This window comes from Mesorhizobium sp. GbtcB19 (assembly GCF_019091085.1).
In the GTDB taxonomy this organism is placed as follows: Bacteria; Pseudomonadota; Alphaproteobacteria; order Rhizobiales; family Rhizobiaceae; genus Mesorhizobium.
Genome location: NZ_JAGXJY010000001.1, coordinates 94,613 through 116,777, shown reverse-complemented (window position 1 = coordinate 116,777; position 22,165 = coordinate 94,613). Strand labels below are relative to the sequence as shown.

Sequence of the window (22,165 nt, the reverse complement as noted above, 5' to 3'; positions counted from 1 at the left end):
ATGCAAGGAAAGTTTCTCCAGATTTGGCACCGGAAGCCGCAAGGTTCAAGGACGAAGTGCGATTGCGCGCCTTACCGGGCATGTTTCGCGGGAACTGAGAGCGGGGGCGAAGCTTTCCTTTCCCGGCCTCCTGCGGTAGGGCGGGTGGATATCTGGAGAGATATTGCCTTGACGGCACCTGAACGCGAAAGATCGAAGCTGCTGTCTGTCAGGACCGCCTGCGCGGGCCTGATGGCGTTGCTGATGCTCGCGCTGCTGAGCTTCGCTCAGACCGAAATCTCCGCGTCAGCCGCCTCGTTCTCGGGCGGTTCCAGCATCAGCGCCGCCCGCCAGGGCGATACGATCGCGCTGCTCAGAACGACCGGCAAGGCGCAGGCGCTTGAAGTCCGCGCCAGCCGGCAGCTCCCGATAAAGCTGGTCAGCGGCAATACCGGCGCGCTCGCGCCCGCATCCGGTTTCCTGATTGTCGGCCAGGCCTTGCCGGCCGAGATCGGCGCCGCATCAGCATCGGCAAGCGCAACAGCTTCGCACGCCAACCAGCCGCGCGCGCCACCTGCCGCATAAGGCTCAGCCGCAAGGCGGCACTTAAACCAAAAACCTTTTCTTCGCGTCGCGATCCGGCGACGGCCGCTGGCCGTCCGCCGGTCGCGCGCGCATCAGTTCGGATTTTCATTCAATGCAACGCATCAAGACGTTCAAGACGCTTACGCGTGCGGCATCGGCCGCGTCTTTTCTCACGGTCCAGGCGGTCATTTGCATCGGCACTGTCTATTGGGCCGTTGCCGCGACCCTTCGGATGGAAGGAACGGCCGCGATGGTGCTCGGCGTCATCTTCGCCGTGCCTTCGGCTTATTTTCTGATGGTGGTCTGCCGCATGGCCTTTGAGGCGGAGACGGACCCCGCGAACCAGTAGGCGCACAAGTGAGGCGCCATTGGGCAGGGCGGTGCGGGTTGCGCCGCCCTGTCCGATCCGCCGCGCCCAAGCGCGGTCGGCGACCGCACTGAGGTCACATTTGCGAGTCAGAAGGCCGCCAAAAGCAACTTTTCAGAACGAGCGGCGTTGCCAGGGTTGCGCCAGTTCGGGAGACAGGGAATGGACAGACTGCAATTCGAGGTGCCGGTGCGCATCACGCCCGCATCCGGCCTGCCGGTCGAGGAAATCTACAGCGTCGAGCAGGCGCTCGACTTTCTGCAGGACTGGCCGAAGCGCCGCCAAGGCAAGGTTTATGACGCCGCCTTCAATGCCTGCTTCGGCGCGACGGTCGATATCGCCAGCACCGAGGAAGCCTGCCGCGCCTTCGCTGCCTTCTGCCGCGTCAGCGGATTGCTGGCGAGGGACGCTATGTTCCCCGGCAAGCGCGGCGGCGGGGCAAATTTGCCCCGCGAGGCAAGGATTTAACCACGGTTCCGCTGGGTCAGCCGCCGAACGACACGCCACGATAGCGCATCCCCACCTGCACGCCGCGCACGATCACGCGCGACAGGATTTCCATGTCGAGCGGCATCTTCGGACGCCAGACGTCGAGCAGCAGAGCGACGCGCGGCTGGTCCGAGTTGTTCATCACCTCGTGCTCGAACGTGTCGTCCCACAGCATGCATTCGCCGTCGGCGATGCGCCGCTCCTCGTGATTGATCATCATGATCGTTGCCGGCCGGCCATCCGGCTGCTTCGGGATGACCAGGCCGAGATGGAAGCGCATGATGCCGCGGAAGGGGCCACGGTGGGCGGGGATATGCTTGCGCGGGGCGAGAAACGAGACAGCCGCCGATTTGACCTCGGGACACTCCGTGAGCAGCCGGCTCAGCACCGGCATGCGCGCGAGGTTTTCGGGCACCGTCATATCGTAGGCCTTGAGCACGAACATGCGCCAGTCCAGGCCGTCATTGGCGGAGATGTCGGCCTGCTCCGGCATGATGTCGTGGAAGCGAGGCGCCGTGTTCAGCTTTGCCGCCAGCGCCTCGTCGCGGATGCCCTGCCAGGCGGCGGCGAACTTCGCCGCATTGGGAAAATGCGTTCCGGCATCGAGAATGGCCGGCGCATCTATGCGCTTTTCATAGATACGGCGGACAAGATTGGTTCCCAGATCGTAGGCGCCTGACATCTCATTACCTCGAAGCCGTTGTTATTGTTATATAGTGGCTGATTGCTCGCGGCCATGACTCACGGAGATTTGTTCGGGCCGTCAACAGCGGAGTCGACATCGTGAGCTCGCCCGTCACTGCGCCTTCGACGCCAGCCGCGGGCCGGTGGCAGCATCGACGACTTCGGGCCTGGCGGTGTCGATCGCGCCGTTCCAGCCGCCGCCCAGCGCCTTGTTGAGGGCTATGTAGTCGGTGGCGATCGAGACGCGGCTCTGCAGCAGCGAGTCCTCGGCCGAATAGGCCGAACGCTCGGCATCCAGCACATCGAGGAGGCTTGCCTCGCCGGCCTTGTAGAGGGTGCGCTCCAATTGCGCTGCGTCCGTGTAGGATTTCGTCGAGGACGCAAGCTTGCCGTTCCTGATCCGCTCCTGAGCCAGCGACACGAGCGCGTTCTCGACATCTTCCAGCGCGGTCAGGACCGAGGCTTTGTAGGCGATGAAATACTGATCGCGCTGGGCGCGGGCGACGTCGACGGCCGCCTCCAATTGCCCGGCATTGAACAGCGGCACGCTGAGCGACGGCCCGAACGACCAGCCGATGGTGGAGTTCTTGCCGAGGTCGCCGAGCTTGAGAGCCGTGGTGCTGATGTCGCCGGTCAGGCTGACGCTGGGATAACGCGCCGCCTCGGCCTGCCCGATCTTGGCGGTGGACTGCGCATATTGCCGCTCGGCCATGCGCACATCCGGGCGCGCGAGCAGGATGTCGGACGGAATGCCGGTCGGGATCGGCAGGCGCGGCGCCGGGATCGGAGTCCCCCGCTTCAACCGTTCGACAAGGGTGGCCGGCGGCCGGCCGGTCAGCACCGAAAGCCGGTGCACGGCTTCGGCATAGTTCGCTTCCAGTGACGGAATCGTGGCTTCCGTGCTGCTTGCCTGTCCCATGGCCTTGGCGACATCGGCCGCCGACGCGGTGCCGGCTCGAGCCATCGTGCGGGTCAGTTCGGCGGTTTGCCTTTGCGATGCGGCCGCGCGCCGGGCAAGCGCGATGCGGGTCTGATAGCCGCGCGCCTGGACATAGTTGGAGCCGACATCGCCGACCAGGGTCAACAGCGTCGAGCGCAGGTTTTCCTCGGAAGCGTCGATACCATAGCTGGCGGCCTCGACGCCCCTGCGGTTGGCGCCGAAGAGGTCGAGCTCCCAGCTGGAATCGAAGCCCGCCTGGTATTGGCTATAGGTCTCGCTGGCCGTGGTGCCCGCGCTGCTGGCCGAGGCCCTGTTGCGGGTGGCCGAAGCCGAACCGTCCGCGGAGGGCAGCAATGCCCCGACCGACTGGCGGTAGCTCGCCCGTGCCTCGCGGATCTTGGCTCTGGCCGTGGCAACGTCGAGATTGCCGGCAACGGCTTCCTCGACCAGCGCGTTCAGCTCGGGATCGCGCAGCCGCTGCCACCATTTCGACAATTGCGCCGGCTGTGCCGGTTTGGCCGTCTTCCGTCCGGTCCAACTCGCCGGCATCGCCAGGAGCGGCTTCTGGTAATCCGGACCGACGACGCATCCGGAGAGCAGGACAGCGGCAAATGTGGGCAAAAAGAGCCCCTTCGCGGTCGCGAGACCGCGTTCAAAACCTGTCATTTGAGGGAAACCTTTATTCTTGAGTGGCTTTGGCTGGTGTCCCGCCCGAATTCTCGTTGGCTGCCTTGCCCTTGAAGATGCGGCGCACCGTGACGAACAAAAGCGGCACCAAGAAGACGCCGATCGCCGTCGCCGCGATCATGCCGCCCATGACGCCGATGCCGACCGAGTTCTGCGCGCCGGAGCCCGCGCCGCTGGCGATCGCCAAAGGCGTGACGCCGAGGATGAAGGCCAGCGACGTCATCAGGATCGGCCGCAGGCGTTGTCGCGCCGCTTCGAGCGTCGCTTCGACCAGTCCCATTCCGGCCGCCTGCCGCTCGATGGCGAACTCGACGATGAGGATTGCGTTCTTGGCGGCAAGACCGATCGTGGTCAGTAGCCCGACCTTGAAATACACGTCGTTGGTCTGGCCGAAGAGGGTGGCCGCCGCCAGCGCGCCGAAGATGCCGATCGGCACCGAGAGCATCACCGCGAACGGGATCGACCAGCTCTCGTAAAGCGCGGCAAGGCACAGGAAGACGACGAGCGCCGAAATCGCGTAGAGCGACATCGCCTGGTTGCCGGAAAGCTTTTCCTGATGCGACAGCCCGGTCCATTCATGCGAATAGCCGGCGGGCAATTGCGCGACCAGCCTGTCGATCTCGTCCATGGCGGCGCCCGAGCTCTGGCCGGCGGCCGCCGCGCCCTGGACCTCGACCGCGGCCGAACCGTTGTAGCGTTCGAGGCGGGGCGATCCGTATGTCCAGTGGCTGGAGGCGAAGGCCGAGAACGGCACCATGGCGCCGCCGGAGTTGCGGACCTGCCATTTGTCGAGGTCTTCCGGCTGCATGCGGAAGTCCGGATCCGACTGCAGATAGACCGGCTTCACCCGGCCGCGATCGATGAAGTCGTTGACGTAGTCGCTGCCCCAGGCCGTGGAGAGCGTGTTGTTGATGTCGGCAAGGCTGATGCCCAGCGCGCTCGCCTTCTCCTGGTCGATGTCGACCGAGAATTGCGGCTGGTCCTCCTGGCCGTTGGGACGCGTGTTGGCGAGCAGCTTGCTCTTGGCGGCGAGACCGAGAAGCTGGTTGCGCGTCTGGATCAGCGCCTCATGGCCGGCGCCGTTGACGTCCTGCAGGTAGAAATCGAAGCCGTTGGTGTTGCCGAAGCCCTGGATGGCCGGCGGGGCAAGCGCGAACACCTGGGCATCCCTGATCGCCCTGAAAGCGCCCATGGCGCGGCCGGCGACCGCGGGCGCTGCCAGAGCCGGTGATTTGCGCTGGTCGAAATCCTTCAGCCGCACGAAGGCGATGCCGACATTCTGTCCGGCGCCGCCGAAGCCGAAGCCGGAAGCGGTGAACACGCCTTCGACCGCGTCCTTCTCTTCGTTCAGATAGTGGTTCGTGACCTGAGCCAGCACGCGCTCGGTGCGGTCCTGCGTCGCGCCGACGGGAAGCGATGCGCTGGTGATCAGGATGCCCTGATCCTCGTCAGGCAGGAAGGAGCTCGGCAGGCGGGCAAACATCCAGCCCATGCCGATGACGATGGCCATGAACACGACAAGGAAGCGCCAGGAGCGGTTGATGATGCCGTGCGAGCCGTCGCGGTAGGCGATCGTGCCGCGATCGAAGACGCGGTTGAACCAGCCGAACGGACCTTTCTGCGTCGCATGATCCTTGGCCGGGCGCAGGATGGTGGCGCAGAGCGCCGGCGTCAGCACAAGTGCTACCAGCACAGAAAGCACCATCGCCGAGACGATGGTGACCGAGAATTGCCGGTAGATGATGCCGGTGGAGCCGCCGAAGAAGGCCATCGGCACGAACACGGCCGACAGCACGGTGGCGATGCCGATCAGCGCGCCGGTGATCTCGTTCATCGATTTGCGCGTCGCCTCTTTCGGCGGCAGGCCTTCTTCCTGCATCACGCGCTCGACATTCTCGACCACGACGATGGCGTCGTCGACGAGCAGGCCGATAGCCAGCACCATGGCGAACATGGTCAGGGTGTTGATCGAATAGCCGAAGAAGGAGAGCACGCCGAAGGTGCCGAGCAGCACCACCGGCACGGCGATCGTCGGGATGATGGTGGCCCGCAGGTTCTGCAGGAACAGGAACATCACCAGGAACACCAACACGATCGCTTCGGCCAGCGTCTTCACCACTTCCTCGATCGACAGGCGCACGAAGGGCGAGGTGTCATACGGGTAGACGACCTCGACACCCTGCGGGAAGGTGGAACTCAGGCGATTGATCGTCGCGCGCACCGCTTCCGCCGTGCTGATGGCGTTGGCGCCGGTCGCCAGGTTGATGGCGAGGCCCGCGGCTGGCTTGCCGTTGTAATGGGCTTGCGTGGTGTAGCTCTCGGCGCCGATCTCAACCTTGGCGACATCGTTCAGCCGCACCAACGAGCCGTCGGTGTTGCTCTTCAGGATGATGTTGCGGAACTGTTCGGCGGTCTGCAGCCGGCTCTTGGCCGTCACCGTGGCGTTGAGCTGCTGGCCCTTGCGCGCCGGCAGCCCGCCGAGCTGACCGGCTGATACCTGTGTGTTCTGCGCTTCGATGGCAGTGGCGACATCGCTCGGCATCAGCGCGTATTGCGCCAGTTTGTCGGGATCGAGCCAGATGCGCATGGCATAGCCGGAGCCGAAGAGCTGCGTCGAGCCGACGCCTTCGACGCGCTTCAGCGTGTCGTTGATGGTTGCGTCGACGTAGTCGGCGAGGTCGGTCGAGTTCATCTTGCCGTCGCTGGAGACGAAGCCGATGACCATCAGGAAGCCGGTCGAGGATTTGGAGACGGTGATGCCGTTGCTCTGCACGACTTGCGGCAGCTGCGACTGCACGAGCTGGAGCTTGTTCTGCGTCTGCACCTGCGCCGTGTCGGGATTGGCGGCGCTGGTGAAGGTCAGCGTGATCGACGCCTGCCCGGTCGAGGTCGATGTCGCCGTCATATAGTCGAGATTGTCTATGCCGGTCATGCCCTGTTCGATGACCTTGGTCACCGAGTTCTCGACGGTCTGGGCATCGGCGCCGGGATAGCTGGCGCTGATGTTGACCGTGGTCGGCGCGATCTGCGGATATTGCGAGATCGGCAGCGATTGCAGCGCCAGAAGGCCGCCCAGCATGATGACGATGGCGATCACCCAGGCGAAGATCGGCCGGTTGATGAAGAATCCCGACATCGCTCAGTTCCCGGCTGCGCCAGAGGCGGGCTGCTTCGCGGCGCCGGCGGCATTGCCGTCAGCCGCCGCCGACGCGGAGTTCTGCTCGCGGTCCTTGATCTCGCCGGTCGTCTCGTCGATGGTCACTTCGACCGCCGTCGCGTCGCCGCCGGCGCGCACCAGCTGCAGGCCCTCGACGATGACGCGGTCGCCATCGTTGATGCCGGAATCGACCAGCCAGTTGTTGCCGACGCTGTTGCGCACGCTCAGCGTCCGCTGCTCGACCTTGCCCTCGGCATTGACCACCATGGCCGTCGCCTGGCCCTTGGGGTCGCGGGTGACGCCGCGCTGCGGCACCAGGAAGCTGTTCTGGGCGACGCCTTCCTCGACGATGGCGCGCACATACATGCCGGGCAAGAGCAGGCGATCGGGATTGGGGAACTGGGCCCTCAGCGCGAAGGTGCCCGTGGACTGGTCGACATTGGCGCCGGCGAACTCCAGCTTGCCGTTCCGTGTGTAGATGGTGCCGTTGTCGAGCTTCAACTTGACGCTGACATTAGGCCCGCTGAACTTGATCCGGCCCTCGTTGATCGCCTGGCGCAGGTTGAGCAGATTGGTGCTCGACTGCGTGACGTCGACATTGATCGGGTCGAGCGAGCGGATGGTGGTCAGCACCGTTTCCTGGTTGGCGGTGACCAGGGCTCCCGGCGTCAATGTCGACTTGTCGATGCGGCCGGCGATCGGCGCGGTGATCGAGGTCCGGTCGAGGCTGATCTTCGCGGTCTCGACACTGGCCTTGGCCGATGCGACGTCCGCCTGGGCCTGCGCCAGCGTCGCGGCGGCATCGTCGTAATCCTGCTTCGAGACGACATTCTGCTTCAAGAGCCCGGAATATCGGTCGAATTTCGCCTGCGCGGTGGGCACCGCGGCCTCCGCCTTCTGCTGCGTGGCGACGGCGCTGTCATAAGCGGCCTGGTAGCTCGCCGGATCGATGAGGTAGAGCGGCTGTCCCGCCACCACCTCGGCGCCTTCCTGGAACAGGCGCTGCCGGATGATGCCGTCGACCTGCGGGCGTACCTCGGCGACGAGCGAGGCCGCCGTGCGGCCCGGCAGCTCGGCGGTGATCGCGACCGACTGCGGATGCAGCGTGACGACGCCGACCTCGGGCCTGCCGGCGCCTCCCATGCCGGGCGGCACCTGGCTCTTCTCCTGCGAGCAGGCGGCCAGAAGAAGCGCGGCACACAGCATCCCTGCCAAGGGAGACAGGCGGCGCGAGCTTGCCAGCGAAAGTGAACGACTAGGCTGGATGTGCATTGGCTGTTTCTTTCGCTGGAGTTGCGGTTCTCGCCTTTTCGGCTGCGCCGGGCGCCTCGACCAGCAGCTTGCCGAGGTGACGGGCGAGAAAGCTCTGGATGTCGTCCATGAAGGTGTAGACCACCGGCACGTAGACGAGGCTGAGCACGGTCGAGGAGATGAGCCCGCCGATGACGGCGATCGCCATCGGCGCCCGGGTCTCCGCGTCGGCGCCGATACCAAGCGCGATCGGCAGCATGCCGGCGCCCATGGCGATCGATGTCATGACGATGGGGCGGGCCCGCTTGCGGGCAGCGTCGAGCAGTGCCTCGAAGCGGCTCATGCCGTGCTCCTTCTCGGCGACCAGAGCATACTCGACGAGCAGGATCGAGTTCTTGGCCGCGATGCCCATCAGCATCAGTATGCCGATCAGCGGCGAGATGCCAAGCGCCTTGCCGGTAATGAGAAGGAAGCCGAGCGCGCCGCCGACCGACAGCGGCAGCGCGACCAGAATAGTCACCGGCTGCACGAAGCTGCGGAAGAGCAGCACCAGCGTCAGGTACATCAGGATGATGCCGGCGGCGATCGCGGTGGCAAAGCCCGAGAACAGCTCCTGCATGCGCTGGGCGTCGCCGCGCGCCAGCTCGTGCACGCCTTGGGGCAGGCTCTTCATGATCGGCAGCGCGCGAATGGCGGTCGTCGCCTGGCCGAGAGTCAGGCCGGAGAGGTCGGCCTCTATCGTTGCGCTGCGGCTACGGTCGACACGCGTGATGCTGTTCGGGCCGGCATTGAAGCCGATATCGGCGACGGCGCCGAGCGGCACCGTTCCCTTGCTGCCGGTCAGCGGCAGGACGGCAAGCTTCGCCGGCTCGTCGATGGCGCCGTCGGGCAAAGTGACGACGATCGACACCTGTCGGTCGCCGAGATTGTATTTCGCCAGGCTGGTGTCGGTGTCGCCGATGGTGGCGATCTTCACCGTCGCGGCGATCTCAGTCGGCGTGACGCCGAGCTCGGCCGCCTTGGCGCTGTCGGGCCGCACGATCAGCTCGGGCTTGGTGGTGGCGGCCGTCGAGGTCGGATTGATCAGGCCCGGCACCGATTTCATTTGCTCGATCAGCGCGTTGCTCGCCTTCTCGAGGCCCGCGCCATCATCGCCGACCAGCGTGATCGAGACCTTGGCGCCGGCGAAGCCGTCGGCGCCAAACTGGATGCGAGCACCGGGAATGTCGTTGAGCTTCGGCGAAGCCTCGGCCTCGAACTGCTGCTGGCTCACGGTCCGCTCGGCGCGCGGCTTGAGGTTGACGGTGACGGTCGCGGTGCGCACTTCGGCCGAGCTCAAGCTTTGGTTGGGTCCGCCACCCGACGAAGCCGCCGTGCCGATGGTGGCAAACACGCTGTCGACGTCCGGCTCCTTCTCGAGCCGTCTGGTGATGTCCTGCACCACCGCCGTGGTCTGCTCGATGGTCGAGCCGGGCTGCAGCTCGACCGAGATCATCGAGCGGCCACGGTCCGCGGCCGCCATGAACTCGGTCGGCAGCCGGGTCGCCAGCAGCACCGAACCGGCGAAGAAGGCAATACCGGCCAACAATGTGATCCAGCGGTAATCGAGCGCCTTGCGCAGCAGCCAGAGATAGGTCGGCACCCAGGCGGGCAGGTCGTCCTCGTTATGGCCGCCGGCGCGCACCAGATAGGCGCCCATCAGCGGGGTGAGCATGCGCGCCACCAGAAGCGAGAACAGCACCGACACGCAGACGGCGACGGCAAAGGAGAAGAAGAATTTGCCTGGAATGCCGGGCATGAAGGCCACGGGGAGGAACACAGCGACGATGGTCGCGGTCGTTGCCACCACGGCCAGCCCGATCTCATCCGCCGCTTCGATCGCCGCCTGGTAGGCGCTGACGCCGGTCTGGCGCATGTGGCGCACGATGTTCTCGATCTCGACGATGGCGTCGTCGACGAGGATGCCGACGACCAGCGACAGCGCCAGCAAAGTGATGTTGTTGAGCGAGATGTCGAAGGCCGCCATCACCGCGAAGGTCGGGATCAGCGACAGCGGCATCGCCACCGCCGACACCAGCGTCGCCCTGATGTCGCGCAGGAACAGCCAGACAACGCCGATGGCGAGCAAGGCGCCGAGCCACAAGGCTTCGAGGGCAGCGTCGTAGCTCTCCTGGACGAAGCCGGACGAGGAGGTGACTTCGGTGAATTTTGCCGTCGTGGTCTTCGCGCCCATGTCGGCGATCGCCGCGCGGGCGGCCTTGACCACGTCGATTTCGCTCGAACCGACCGACCTGTAGACATTGAAGGCGACGACCTGCCTGCCGTCGAGATAGGCCGCCTGACGCGGCTTTTCCCAACTGTCGGTGACGCTGCCGAGGTCGGAGAGCTTGACGTCGCCGGCGCCGCTCAGCGCGATGCGGGTATCGGCGAGCGCCTCGACAGTGGTGGCGCTGGCGAGCGTCCTGACCGACTGCTCCTGGCCGCCGATATTGGCGCGGCCGCCCGGCTGGTTGACGTTGTTCGAGGCGAGCGTCTGGCTGACATCGCCGGCGCTGATGCCGAGCGCCGCAAGCCGGTCGGGGTCGAGCTCGACGCGGATGACGCGGTCGACGCCGCCGGAACGGGTGACCTTGGAGACGCCGTCGACACCGAGCAGGACCTTGGCGACGTCATTGTCGATGTACCAGCTCAGTTGATCGGGCGACATGGCCGGCGCCTCGACGACGAAGGTCAGCACCGAATTGCCCGTGGCATTGACCTTCGCCACGACCGGGGTCTGCGCGGCGGCCGGCAGGCTGGACTGCACACCGGAGACGGCGTTGCGGACATCGTTGGTGGCGGTCTCGGGATCGGTGCCGAGGGTGAATTGGACGGTGGTGACGGACGAGCCCTCGCTAATCGAGGTCGAGACGTCGTCGACGCCTTCCAGCGTTGCGACCGCGTTTTCGATGACGCGCGCCACCTGGACTTCCATCTCGCTCGGCGCCGCTCCCGGTTGCGCCACCGTGACGGTGACGGTCGGCAGGTCGATGTCGGGCATGTTGTTGGTGCGCAGCTGCATGAAGCCGTAGACGCCGGCGATCGCGAGCGACAGGAACAGCACGATGGTCGGAACCGGATTGCGGATCGACCAGGAGGAGATGGCGTTCATTGCGCCACCTCCGCCGCGCTGGCGGCCTCGCCGGCCGCGACGCGCACGAGGTTGCCGTCGTTGAGGAAGCCGGCCCCGGCGACGACGACGGAAACGCCTTCGGACAAGCCGCTTTCGATGGCGACCCGGCCGTTCTGGCGCGTGCCGGTGGCGACTGGACGCGCGCTGACCTTGCCGTCATCGCCGACGACGAAAACCGCCGGCTTGCCGTCATGCCAGACCAGGGCCGTTTCGGCGACGGTCAGCTGCCGCGACGATGCCGTCTCGATCGTGACGCGGGCGAACATGCCCGGCTTCAGACCCGAGCCTTCGCCGACCGCGACATAGACGGTGGCGAGCCGCGTGGTCGCGTTGACGGTCTCGGCGATCGAGGAAACGCTGCCGGAGAAGGCGCGGCCGGCCGCATCGACGATGTTCGCCGCCTGACCGAGGGAGATTGCCGCGAGATCCTTTTCAGGGACGAGCACGCCGACCTCCAGCCTGCCGTCGCGGATGATCTTCATCAGCTCGGTGCTGGCCTGCACGATGGAGCCGGCCACGGCCGGCTTGCTGGAAACGATGCCGTCGAAGGGCGCGCGGATGGTCGTCCTGTCGAGCTCGGCCTGCAACCGCTGTGCGGCGGCCTCCGCCTGCTCGACCCCGGCCTTGCCGGTTTTGACCGAGGTTGCCTTTTCCTCGGCGGCCTCCGCGCTGACGGCATTGCTGGCCAACAGCTTGTCGGCGCGCACGGCGGCCGACAGCGCGGAATCGAGCGTCGCCTGCGCCTGGGCGACGGCCGCTTTCTCCTCGGCAAGCTGGGCTTTGAGAAGCGAGTCGTCGAGCCGGACGATGACATCGCCGGCCTTCACGTGGTCGCCTTCCTTCACCAGCATCTCGGTGAGGCGCAGGCCGCTTTCTTCCGCGCCGATGGTCGCTTCCTGCCAGGCGGAGATGGTGCCGGTGGCGCTGACCGAGGACGTGATCTGGCGCGAAAGCACCTTCTCGACGGAGACGGTGAGCGTGGCTGCCTGGACGGGCGCGGCTTTCTCAGCCTCCGGGGGCGTGCCGCGGCCATAGGCCTTCAGCATCGCGGCGACGCCGGCCGCGACCAGTATAGCGGCGAGGAGAAGATGCCTTTTACGCAATTTTCTGGCCATGATTTTCAGTGTTTGCAGACGCGACCGGAAGCGACAGGCGGTAAGCGGCGAAGCTCAGCCGGATCGCCCCTGTCAGCACCTGCCGCGGCAGAATCTGCTGCCCGGCATTGGCACCGAGGCGGATCGGCAAAGGCGGGCCGAGGGAGGCAAGCAGCCGCAGCATCATCATCGCTTCCCACATCATAATGCGTTCCATCCTTGACGGCGGTCGCGCGCACACGTCCGCCAATTCGCAAAAGAACCGGCCGGCCCTTGAACGGGTGGGTCAGCGGGGCCGGCCGGCGCAGCCGGTCAGAGTTGCTCGTCACTCCGGGGTAGGGGTGGAGGGAGCTGTCCGCCGTGATCGGGCAGACCTCCGGGGCCGGCTGCGTCCGGCGGATCACCCCATGGACCGGGGGGCGGGCCGTGCGGCCGATCCGCCGAAGCAAGTATTTCGAGCTGCTCGGGCGTCAGCGTGGTACGCAGCACCGCGATGGCGTCCTTGAGCTTGGCGGCCGAGGCGGCGCGTTTGGTGACCTCGTCGGCCAGCTTTTCCTGGAAGGCGAAGGGATCGCGGGCGGCACCTGGCGCCGGTCCGTCGGGACCCGGACCGCCTGTGCCGCCCAAACCGAAGTCCGGACGTGCCGGCGGCGCCAGCACCGCCTGCAGGGCGCTGGTGTAGTCGCGCCAGGCGTCGAGCTGTTCGGAGCGGATGCCGACCCGGGTCTCAAGCAATGAGAGGCGGGCCGCGAGCATTTCAGGCGGCGGGGGACCCATGTGGCGAGGACCAAAATCCTCGGGGCCGTGCCGCATCGCCCAGCGCGGGCCGTGCCACGGCATCGGGCCGGGGCCCGCGTCGTCCTGCCGGGCGATTGCCGGCGGCTGGTCTCCAGGCGCGGCGCCAGGCTGCGGCTGCGCGGCGAGCACCGGGTGGATGGCCGCGACCGAGAACAAGCCGAGCGCCAAAAGTCTGCTTCGCATGACGTGATCCTTTCCTGCATGCTTCGGATTGCTCGGAGGATAGGAAGCGTCTTTTGCCGCTTTGCGGCTGGGCGTTGCCGAAGGTTTCCGCAAAAAGGAGATTTGTTTCCGAATGTTGCCGGCGCCCTTCCGGAAACGTTGTGTTGCAATTTTCCATGCCGCTTGGCGGCGTCGCTCCCTATAATCACGAAACCAGAAGGCAAGCGGGCGAAGAATGCAGGCACAACCCCACATCCTCGTCGTCGACGATGATCGCGAGATCAGGACGCTGCTCGGGCGCTATCTCGACGGGCAGGGGTTTCGCGTGTCGGTGGCGGCGGACCGGCGCGAGTGCGAGCAGAAGCTCGGCTCCGGCCAGTTCGATCTCATCGTTCTCGACGTCATGCTGCCTGACGGTTCGGGGCTCGACATCTGCCGCTCGCTGCGCGATCGCAAACCGCATATCCCGGTCATCCTGCTCACCGCGCTGAAGGAGGATGTCGATCGCATCATCGGGCTCGAACTCGGCGCCGACGACTATCTCGGCAAGCCGTTCAATCCGCGCGAGCTCTCGGCCCGCATCCGCGCCGTGCTCAGGCGCGCGGCGCCGGAAGAGGCGGCGCCGGTCAAGGTGCGGGTCTATCGTTTCGCCGGCTACCGGCTGGAGCCGGACACGCGCAAGGTGATGGATGTCGAGGGTGCCGCGGTCGATCTCACCGGCGCCGAATTCGACCTGCTACAGGTCTTCCTCGACCGGCCGGGGCGGCTTTTGTCGCGCGACCAGCTGCTCGACCTGACGCAAGGGCGCGAGCGCGATCCGCTGGAGCGCTCGGTCGACGTGCTGATGAGCCGGCTGCGGCGGAAATTCGCCGAGGCCGGCGAGGGCTCCCTGTTCAAGACCGTGCGCAATGGCGGCTACCAGCTCACCGCGCGCGTCGAGACGACGGATGTCGAACCATGACCTCGCTCCGCCGCCGGCTGATCATCCTTCTCGTCGTTTCGATCCTGGGCGTGGTCGGCCTTGCCACCTTCGTCGCCGTCAAGGTGCTCGGCGGGCCCTCACCCGAACTGGTCATGGGTCCGCTTGCTCACCAAATCCAGTACATGGTGCAACTTGTTCCAGGTCACGTGCCGAATGCCGGCGACGCACCCGTCATCGTAAGGGATCGCCCGGCCGATGGTTTCGAGGATCGCAAGCACACAAAGGTTCTGAACGAGATCCTTCATCACAACGGCCTCGATGTTTCGGCCGTGGTCAGCCGCAATGCCGAACGGTCGGGAATGGTCGCTTCGGTGGCGCTGCCCGACCATCGCTGGATGATTGTCGACGTGCCGGATTTCGGCCCGCCGCGCGATGTCTGGTACGGGCTGGCGGGTTGGATGGCGCTGATCGTGCTCGGCGCCACGCCGGTGTCGATCTACTTCACCGGCGTGCTGGTGCGGCCGCTGGAAATGCTGGAGACCGCCGTCAGCAAGATCGGATCGGACGGCATGCTGGCGATCGTGCCGGAAAAAGGCTCGGCCGAGGTGCGGGCCACCGCTCATGCGCTGAACGAGCTGTCGGCAAGACTGAAGACCGCCATGGAAAGCCGCATGCGGCTGGTCGCGGCCGCCGGCCATGATCTCAGGACGCCGATGACCAGGATGCGGCTCAGGGCGGAATTCCTCGACGAGGATCGCGAGAAATGGCTCAACGACCTCGACGAGCTCGACCGCATCGCCGACAGCGCCATCCGCCTGGTGCGCGAGGAGGTGAACCAGGATGCGGTCGAGCCGCTGGAGCTCGACAGGCTGGTCCGCGATCTCGAGGTCGAGATGGCCTCGCTCGGCCATGCCGTGTCGATCGAGCATCTGGACAAGGTTTCGGTCAGGGCCGGCGCGCTTGGGCTGCGGCGCGCGTTGCGCAACCTCATCGTCAATGCGGCGACGCATGGCAAGGGCTGCACCGTCTCGCTCGCCGCGCAAGGCGGCCGCGCGGTCCTCACCATCGCCGATCGCGGGCCCGGCATCCCGGCGGATCTTCTGAACAAGGCCTTCGAGCCGTTCTTCCGGGTCGATCCGGCGCGCACACAATTCATCGCGGGCGCCGGTCTCGGCCTCGCCATCGCCAAGGAAATCATCGAACGCTACGGCGGAACGATCACGCTGGAAAACAGGCCGGAAGGCGGGCTGCGGCAGACGGTGGTTTTCGGCGCCGTTTCCTGATGGACGCGGCGCCGTCGAGCTTGCCTACTTGACCTTTTCAATCACCGGGCCGGCCGGCTGATCCGTCGCCGGAGCCGGCGTGCAATCCTGCCCTTTGCACTCCAAAGCGGGATCGTCCTGCGGCGGCAGGCAATTCTGCCCCTCGCAGTGAATGGCCGGTTGCTGTTGCGCCGCGCCATCGTTCGACTGGGCAGGCTGATCCTCGGCGCGGGCGGGGTGGAACCCCGCAAGTCCGGTCATTGCCGCGCACAGGAGCGCTGTTCGAAGCAAGTTCATCTTCGCCTCCACCGTTGGGAGCCGGCCCAACCCTACACTTTCGAGCCGCGATCGGCTCCCGCCGACCGCCAACGACGTTAACGTCGCGTTTCCGCTCCAAGAGGTGTGCGCTGGACGAGGCTGCGGCCTTGACCGCAGCCGTCGCCGTAAATGGGCTCTCGATCATTCCAGGCCCTTGGCGCGGTCCCAGGCTTTCGACCACATCTTCAATGCCCTCTGATCGAGCGCTTTCGGCAGATGGAAGCGCTTCTGGGCTTCTTCGGAGGGATAGAGATCGGGATCGGAACGCAGTTTCCCGTCGAGGAGCGCAAGCGCGGCCTTGTTCGCGGTCGAGAAACCGGTGTCGGTGGCCGCGGAAGCGGCGATCTCCGGGCGCAGCACGAAGTCGATGAAGGCGTGCGCGGCTTCCGGATGCGGGGCATCGGCCGGGATTGCCAATATGTCGGCCCACACCAGATTGCCTTCCTTCGACAGGCGATAGGCGATCGAGTAGGGGCGCTTCGCCTCCTTCGCCCGGATATCGGCGATATGCATGTCGCCGGAGAAGCCGAGCGACACGCAGGCGTCGCCTTCGGCGAGGTCGTTGATGTAGCTGGACGAATGGAATTTGCGCACGAAGGGGCGCACCTTGGTGACCACGTCCACCGCCTTCTGCAGGACATCGGGATCGGTAGTGTCCGGGTCCAGTCCGAGATAGATCAGCGCCAGGCCCAGCACCTGTTCGGCATCGTCGAGCATGGTGATGCCGCACGGCGCGAATTTCCTGGCGATCTCCGGATCGAAAAGCATGCGCAGCGAGTCGACCGGGGCATCGGGCATGATCTCGCGGACCTTGTCGACATTGTAGCCGACGCCGGTCGTTCCCCACATCCAGGGCACGCCGTGCTCGCCGTCCTTGTCGACCTCGTCGACACGGGCAACAAGGGCAGGATCGAGATTGCCGAGATTGGAGAGGCGGCCCTTGTCGAGCTTTGCCCAGACCCCCGTCGGCAATTCGCGCCGCAAGTGCGGCGAGAGGTTGATGGTGATGAGATCGTAGCCGGAACCGCCGGTGAGGATCTTGGTCTCGACCATGTCGTTGGAATCGAACATGTCGTAGGTGACCTTGATCCCGGTCTCGGCCTCGAATTTCTCGATCGTGCCGGGTCCGAAATAGGACTCCCAGGAATAGAGATGCAGGATCTTTTCCTCGGCCTGAACCGAGGTCGCAAAAAGGCATGCCGCGGCAAGCGCGAGCCAGCGTTTCATCATTTCCTCCCTTGGTAAGCCCCGGTCGGGGCCGTTCAATCAGGCCGCATTCTTGGCAAGCAGGCGATCGGGCGTCGGCTCCAGCAGCACGCCGTAGAGATCGGGGCGCCGATCGCGGAACACGCCCCAGCTGCGCTTGGCGTCGGCAATCGCGTCGAGGTCGAGCGCGGCAGTGATCACGCTGTCGGACACGCGGTCGGCTTCGGCCAGCTTGGCGCCGGTGTGATCGGCGATGAAGGACGAGCCGTAGAAGGTGGTTTCGCTGGCGTCGCCGCGCTCGGTGCCGATGCGGTTGGCGGCGATGACCGGCGTCAGGTTGGCGCCGGCATGGCCCTGCATGACGCGCTGCCAGTGGTCGCGCGAATCCCAACCTCGATAGGACGGTTCCGAGCCGATGGCCGTCGGGTAAATCAGGACCTCGGCGCCCATCAGCACCATGGCGCGGGCCGCCTCCGGAAACCACTGATCCCAGCACACTCCGGCGCCGACCTTGCCGACGGCGGTTTCGAAGACGCGAAAACCGGTGTCGCCATCGGCGAAATAGAGTTTCTCGGAGTAGCCGGGACTGTTCGGGATGTGGCTCTTGCGGTAGCGGCCGAGCACCTTGCCGTCGGCGTCGATCATGACCAGCGTGTTGTACAATCTCGAGCCGTCGCGCTCGAACAGCGAAACCGGCAGGACGACACCTGTCTCGCGCGCCAGCGCCGCCATGCGCGCGATGGTCTTGTGTCCTTCGACGGGGGAGGCGCGGCTGTTGTGCCGCTTGTCCTCGTCCATGCAGAAATAGACGCCTTCGAACAATTCCTGCAGTACGACGAGCCCGGCGCCACGCCTTGCGGCTTCGCGGACGTGACGTTCGATCTTGCCGAGGTTTTCCTCGACCTCGTCGGTGCAGGAAATCTGGACGGCGGCGGCAATCAATTGGCGCACGGCTCACCTCATCTCGGTTGCTGTTGTGTGACGCAGTGGATGCCGCCGCCATTCTCGTAGATGCGGTCCATGTCGAGCTGGACGATGCGGCGGCTGGGGTAGAGCCGGCCGAGCGTCTCCTCGGCGAAGGCGTCGGCCTTTGCGTCACCGAATTGCGGTGTGTAAAGCGCGCCGTTGCCGAGATAATAGTTCGCGTAGCTGGTCAGGAAGTCGTCGCTGTTCGAGCGCACATCGGTAGCGGCGGGAATGGACACGATCTCGAAGCCGCGTCCGCGCGCATCCTTCGACTTCGCCAGGATGGCGAGCGCTTCGGCATGGGCGCGGCCCCATTCGGAGGTGTCGCCAGCCACGCTGCTCGCCACCAGCATGCCCGGCTTGGCGAAGCGGAACGAGCCGTCGATATGACCGTCGGTGATGTCGAGCCCGCGCACGCCGGGAAGCCAGATCACGGTCTCCACGCCGAGCATCGTCTTGAGCTGGCTTTCGATGTCGGTGCGGCTCAGGCCGGGATTGCGATTGTCGTTGGCCCAGCAGCTCTCGGCCAGCAGCAGCGAGCCGTCGCCGTCATATTCGATGCCGCCGCCTTCGCCGCGGATCGTGGCGACATGACGGATCACATCGGCGTGGCGGGCGACATTGCCGGCATCGCGGGCATGCGCCTGCTTGTCGCCCCAGCCGTTGAAGTTGAAATCGACGGCGGCGATGGCGCCGTCCGCGGCGCGCACGAATACAGGGCCGGCATCGCGCATCCACATGTCGTCGGTCGCAATATCGACGAGCTCGACCCTGGGGCCGCACAGCGTCGCCGCCAATTCATGTTCGCCCGCCGGAGCGGCCATCGCCACCGGCTCGTTCTCGGCGATTGCGGCTGCCAATCGGCCGAGCGTCTCCTGCACGCTTTCGTAATAGGCGCCACGTCCGCCATAGACCGCCGGCGTGCTCGGCCACGCCATCCAGGTCCTGGCATGCGGTTCGGTTTCGGAGGGGACTGTGACCTTCCACTCTTCGGCCCGGGCCGTCTTTGTGGCGGTCTCAGGCATGAGTGCAAAGTGATGAAGTGACGCCGCGTCCATTTGGTGCTCATCGTTCGACCCGCCTACAGCGGCTGTTCCTGGGTGATGCAGTGGATGGCGCCACCGGCCGGCACCACGGCGCCGACATCGACGGTGACGATGCGGCGGTCGGGGAAGGCGCGGGCGACCGCGGCCCTTGCTTCCACGCCCGAGGGTTTTCCGAAATCCGGCATGACGACGCCGCCATTGGTCAAAGCGAAATTGATGTAGGAGCGGGCAAAGACAGCGCTCGTCGCCTCGACGTCATAGGCCTCGGGGATCGGAATGACTTCGAAATCGCGGCCATTTGCATCGGTCTGGCTGGCCAGAGCGGCAAGGTTGTCGGCAAGGATGCGGCCGTGCAGGTCGGACGGATCGGGATTGAATTCGAACATCACCACGCCGGGGCGCACGAAACAGCACATGCCGTCGACATGGCCGTCGGTCTCCAGATCGAGCGGGTCGCCCGGCAGCCAGACGATTTTCTCCAGGCCGAGCATGCGGATCAGCTCTTTTTCCACCCACGCCTTCGACAGGCCGGGATTGCGATTGGAATGGAGCAGGCTGGTCTCGGTCGCGATCAGCGTGCCTTCACCGTCGGTGGTCAGCGAGCCGCCCTCGCAATGCAGGAAGGAGCGCAGGATGAAAGCGTCCTCACGCGCCAGCAGCCGCTCGGCAAGCGCGTTGTCCTGATCATAGGGCTCATGCTTGCGGCCCCAGGCATTGAAGCGCCAGGACACGCCGGCAAGCCGGCTGTCGGCGAGCTTCAGGAAGGTCGGGCCGGAATCACGGATCCAGCAATCGTCGATCGGGATTTCGACCACACCGATGCGGCTGCCGAGCTGAGCGCGGGCGCCCCTGGCATGGTCGGGATGGGCCACCATGACGACCGGCTCGAATTGCGCGATGGCGTGGGCGACCTCGACATAGGCCTGCTGCATGGCGGGCAACGTGGCGCCATACAAATCCTGCCGGTGCGGCCAGGCCATCCAGGTCCTGGCGTGTGGCTCGAACTCGGCGGGCCGGCGGATCTTCAGCTGCTGGGCCGGCCACTCGATGGCGTTCATCGAAACTCTCCATTCATGTACCGGGTTCATTGTTAATCGAGCCGAACGCCCATACAACTGAGAAGCGTTCCTCGATCTGGTGAATGGGATTCATGAATGGTGAAGTTCCGGCATATTCCGCCGACGCAGTTCCTGAAGGGGTTCGAGGCGGCCTCGCGCCTGGAAAGCTTCAGCCGCGCCGCCGAGGAACTGGGCCTCACCCAGTCGGCGATCAGCCACCAGATGCGCCTGCTCGAGGGGCATATCGGCCAGCCGTTGTTCATGCGCTTCGGCCGCGAGGTGCGGCTGACGGACGCCGGACGCGATTACCAGCGCACCGTGCGGCGCTGCCTCGAAATGATGGAGGAGGGGTACCGGCGCCTGGAGCCCTACCGCAAGCCGGGCAGCGTCGTCATCTACGCACCGCGCGATTTCAGCCGGCGCTGGCTGCTCCATCGCCTGCCGGCTTTGCGGGCCGCAGTGCCGGCATGCGAGCCATGGCTCGACACCAGCGGCGCGCCGGTCGATTTCGAAACGATGGAGCTCGATCTCGCCATCGTCCACGCGGATGCGCCGCCGGAGGGCTGCGAGAGCTTTCTGATCGCCAGGGATCGTCTGTCGCCCGTCGCGACCAGGAAGCTGGCCGGCGGGCTGCGCAATCCGGCGGATCTGCTCGGCGCGTCCTTGATCCACGACGAGCGTCCGATCGGCTGGGCGGACTGGCTGCGCAACGCCGGCCTCGAGCCCAACGGCACCTGGCACGGAAGCAATTTCAGCGACAGCGACCTGGCGCTGGCGGCCGCCGAGTTCGGACAGGGCGTGGCGCTGGGCAGCCTGGTTTTGGCCGAGGAGGCGCTCGTTGCGGGAAACCTCGTGCAGCCCTTCGATCGCAGTCTCGAAGCCGGTCGCGGCTGGTACGCGGTTTCCACCCGCGACCGGTTGCGCGACGTCGACGTCATGGGAAGCTGGGATTGGCTGCGCGCGCAGGCGGCTCCGCTCGCCGCATCGTGACCGCGCCTCGGTTGCGGAGCCACGTCACAAGATGCGAATTTGGCGATACGAGGTTTTCGCGAGGATACCACCATGCCCATGGGCAAGATTACGCTTTGCGCTGCAGCGGCACTCCTTGCTGCTACAAGTTTCGCCGACGCCCGGCCCGACACGCGCAAGATGACCTGCGCGCAGACCCGTGACTTGATCCGGAGTGAGCGTGCCGTGGTGCTGACCACCGGGCCGAACACCTATGATCGCTATGTGCAGCAGTTCAGCAACGAGTGCATCGCCCCCGATGTGCCGATGGCTGACTATGTCCCGACCAGTGACGGTCAGTGCATGGTGTATCTGTGCAAGGAGCCTTCACCGATGGTTCCGGATTGAAAGGCGGCCAGCGCCGAGCACCGGGGCGGCCTCAAGGTCGAGTTTTTCGAGACGCTGGTGTGGACTGGTGTTTTGGGCGGACATGATAGCGCGCCTTAGCCGGACCTTCCGTGCAACACGGCAGCGCAACGCCTAGGGAAGCGGCCAATCGGGTAACGCCCGTAAGCTCCAACTGTGCCAGCCATCCCAAATGGCTGCCAGGACCGAACCGATTGCGATGGCCAATAGCAGATAGGCGAGCAGCTCCAACGGTCGATGAGTCCAATGTGATGGAAGGACCGGCGGTTGTCCCCAAGACGGGGGCGAGGGCAGTTTCGGAATTCGACGCTCTGCCCGCCGGGCTCGTTTCATGTCGAGTCGTTGTTGGGCGAATTGCTGCCGGGTCTGTTCCGACGACGAAAGCGAGTTGGCCTGCAGCCAGGCTTTGAATTTGCCGGCATGGATCTGAACCCTGATTGCGGGCGAGCCGCGGCGGCGCTGCTCAGCGTCGGATGCTTGGAAACCCTCCCACCAATCCTCCCAGGTCGCCGGCAGATCGCTGGTTGCTGAAAGCTCCAGGATGCGGAGATAGTCGCGCGGCTTATAGACCGGGACCGCCGGCCATTGACTGGTGTCGGTCATCGCCTTTGCCCATCGCCATCGATTCCAGTGCGGCTGGTGCTAAGT

At 65.6% G+C, this 22,165-nt stretch carries 21 protein-coding genes; 7 read left to right on the top strand and 14 right to left on the bottom strand.

The features are described from left to right. Positions 1-231: 231 nt before the first annotated feature. The 3 genes from KVT37_RS00540 to KVT37_RS00530 all read left to right on the top strand — a co-directional run bounded on the left by KVT37_RS00540 (position 232) and on the right by KVT37_RS00530 (position 1,399). Positions 232-564: a hypothetical protein gene (locus tag KVT37_RS00540; protein ID WP_217568619.1), complete on the top strand. Its 333-nt coding sequence runs from the start codon at positions 232-234 to the stop codon at positions 562-564. A 112-nt stretch (positions 565-676) separates the two neighbouring features. Further along, complete coding sequence (locus KVT37_RS00535) at positions 677-913, top strand: hypothetical protein (protein WP_217568616.1); 237 nt, start codon at positions 677-679, stop codon at positions 911-913. 180 nt (positions 914-1,093) lie between these two features. Further along, entirely contained in the window at positions 1,094-1,399 is a 306-nt protein-coding gene (locus KVT37_RS00530; RefSeq protein ID WP_217568614.1) for a DUF982 domain-containing protein, read from the top strand. Positions 1,400-1,415: 16 nt separating this feature from the next. On the opposite strand, the gene KVT37_RS00525 is transcribed toward KVT37_RS00530, so the two are convergent. The 8 genes from KVT37_RS00525 to KVT37_RS00490 form a co-directional block, all read right to left on the bottom strand. Next, on the bottom strand, positions 1,416-2,102 hold the full coding sequence (locus KVT37_RS00525) for an aspartyl/asparaginyl beta-hydroxylase domain-containing protein (RefSeq protein ID WP_217568612.1): 687 nt from the start codon (positions 2,100-2,102) through the stop codon (positions 1,416-1,418). A 114-nt stretch (positions 2,103-2,216) separates the two neighbouring features. Beyond that, the gene (locus tag KVT37_RS00520) at positions 2,217-3,710 is read right to left on the bottom strand and encodes an efflux transporter outer membrane subunit (RefSeq protein ID WP_217568610.1); all 1,494 of its coding nucleotides are present in this window, start codon (positions 3,708-3,710) and stop codon (positions 2,217-2,219) included. A 13-nt stretch (positions 3,711-3,723) separates the two neighbouring features. Then, positions 3,724-6,867, bottom strand: a complete 3,144-nt coding sequence (locus tag KVT37_RS00515; protein ID WP_217568608.1) for an efflux RND transporter permease subunit — start codon at positions 6,865-6,867, stop codon at positions 3,724-3,726. 3 nt (positions 6,868-6,870) lie between these two features. Next, on the bottom strand, positions 6,871-8,160 hold the full coding sequence (locus KVT37_RS00510; protein WP_217568606.1) for an efflux RND transporter periplasmic adaptor subunit: 1,290 nt from the start codon (positions 8,158-8,160) through the stop codon (positions 6,871-6,873). Beyond that, on the bottom strand, positions 8,144-11,290 hold the full coding sequence (locus KVT37_RS00505; RefSeq protein WP_254633736.1) for an efflux RND transporter permease subunit: 3,147 nt from the start codon (positions 11,288-11,290) through the stop codon (positions 8,144-8,146). The genes KVT37_RS00510 and KVT37_RS00505 overlap by 17 nt, the downstream gene beginning before the upstream one ends. Further along, complete coding sequence (locus KVT37_RS00500; protein ID WP_217568603.1) at positions 11,287-12,414, bottom strand: efflux RND transporter periplasmic adaptor subunit; 1,128 nt, start codon at positions 12,412-12,414, stop codon at positions 11,287-11,289. The genes KVT37_RS00505 and KVT37_RS00500 overlap by 4 nt, the downstream gene beginning before the upstream one ends. Next, entirely contained in the window at positions 12,407-12,610 is a 204-nt protein-coding gene (locus tag KVT37_RS00495; protein WP_254633735.1) for a hypothetical protein, read from the bottom strand. Before KVT37_RS00495 ends, KVT37_RS00500 begins: the two co-directional genes overlap by 8 nt. Before the next feature lie 107 nt (positions 12,611-12,717). Then, positions 12,718-13,386, bottom strand: coding sequence for a hypothetical protein (locus KVT37_RS00490; RefSeq protein WP_217568602.1), 669 nt, complete (start codon positions 13,384-13,386; stop codon positions 12,718-12,720). 214 nt (positions 13,387-13,600) lie between these two features. Here KVT37_RS00490 and KVT37_RS00485 point away from each other — a divergent pair, with 214 nt between their 5' ends. Both KVT37_RS00485 and KVT37_RS00480 read left to right on the top strand, forming a co-directional pair. After that, entirely contained in the window at positions 13,601-14,326 is a 726-nt protein-coding gene (locus KVT37_RS00485; protein WP_217568600.1) for a response regulator, read from the top strand. Next, entirely contained in the window at positions 14,323-15,570 is a 1,248-nt protein-coding gene (locus tag KVT37_RS00480; protein WP_217568598.1) for an ATP-binding protein, read from the top strand. Before KVT37_RS00485 ends, KVT37_RS00480 begins: the two co-directional genes overlap by 4 nt. Positions 15,571-15,594: 24 nt before the next feature. Here the strand turns inward: KVT37_RS00480 and KVT37_RS00475 are convergent, their stop codons facing one another. The 5 genes from KVT37_RS00475 to KVT37_RS00455 all read right to left on the bottom strand — a co-directional run bounded on the left by KVT37_RS00475 (position 15,595) and on the right by KVT37_RS00455 (position 20,143). Then, complete coding sequence (locus tag KVT37_RS00475) at positions 15,595-15,846, bottom strand: hypothetical protein (protein ID WP_217568596.1); 252 nt, start codon at positions 15,844-15,846, stop codon at positions 15,595-15,597. Positions 15,847-16,008: 162 nt separating this feature from the next. Beyond that, positions 16,009-17,097, bottom strand: a complete 1,089-nt coding sequence (locus tag KVT37_RS00470; protein ID WP_217568594.1) for an extracellular solute-binding protein — start codon at positions 17,095-17,097, stop codon at positions 16,009-16,011. 36 nt (positions 17,098-17,133) lie between these two features. Continuing rightward, positions 17,134-18,024, bottom strand: a complete 891-nt coding sequence (gene aguB / locus KVT37_RS00465; protein ID WP_217568592.1) for an N-carbamoylputrescine amidase — start codon at positions 18,022-18,024, stop codon at positions 17,134-17,136. Between the two features lie 8 nt (positions 18,025-18,032). After that, positions 18,033-19,064, bottom strand: coding sequence for an agmatine deiminase family protein (locus tag KVT37_RS00460; protein WP_306796721.1), 1,032 nt, complete (start codon positions 19,062-19,064; stop codon positions 18,033-18,035). Positions 19,065-19,120: 56 nt separating this feature from the next. Continuing rightward, entirely contained in the window at positions 19,121-20,143 is a 1,023-nt protein-coding gene (locus KVT37_RS00455) for an agmatine/peptidylarginine deiminase (protein WP_217568588.1), read from the bottom strand. 96 nt (positions 20,144-20,239) lie between these two features. Between KVT37_RS00455 and KVT37_RS00450 the strand changes: the two genes are divergently transcribed. Together KVT37_RS00450 and KVT37_RS00445 are read left to right on the top strand one after the other, a co-directional pair. Beyond that, entirely contained in the window at positions 20,240-21,133 is an 894-nt protein-coding gene (locus KVT37_RS00450; protein ID WP_217568586.1) for a LysR substrate-binding domain-containing protein, read from the top strand. A 72-nt stretch (positions 21,134-21,205) separates the two neighbouring features. Then, on the top strand, positions 21,206-21,499 hold the full coding sequence (locus KVT37_RS00445; protein ID WP_217568584.1) for a hypothetical protein: 294 nt from the start codon (positions 21,206-21,208) through the stop codon (positions 21,497-21,499). 132 nt (positions 21,500-21,631) lie between these two features. Here the strand turns inward: KVT37_RS00445 and KVT37_RS00440 are convergent, their stop codons facing one another. Further along, a complete protein-coding gene (locus KVT37_RS00440; protein WP_217568582.1) occupies positions 21,632-22,120 on the bottom strand; it encodes a hypothetical protein in 489 nt (162 codons plus the stop codon). Positions 22,121-22,165 lie beyond the last annotated feature (45 nt).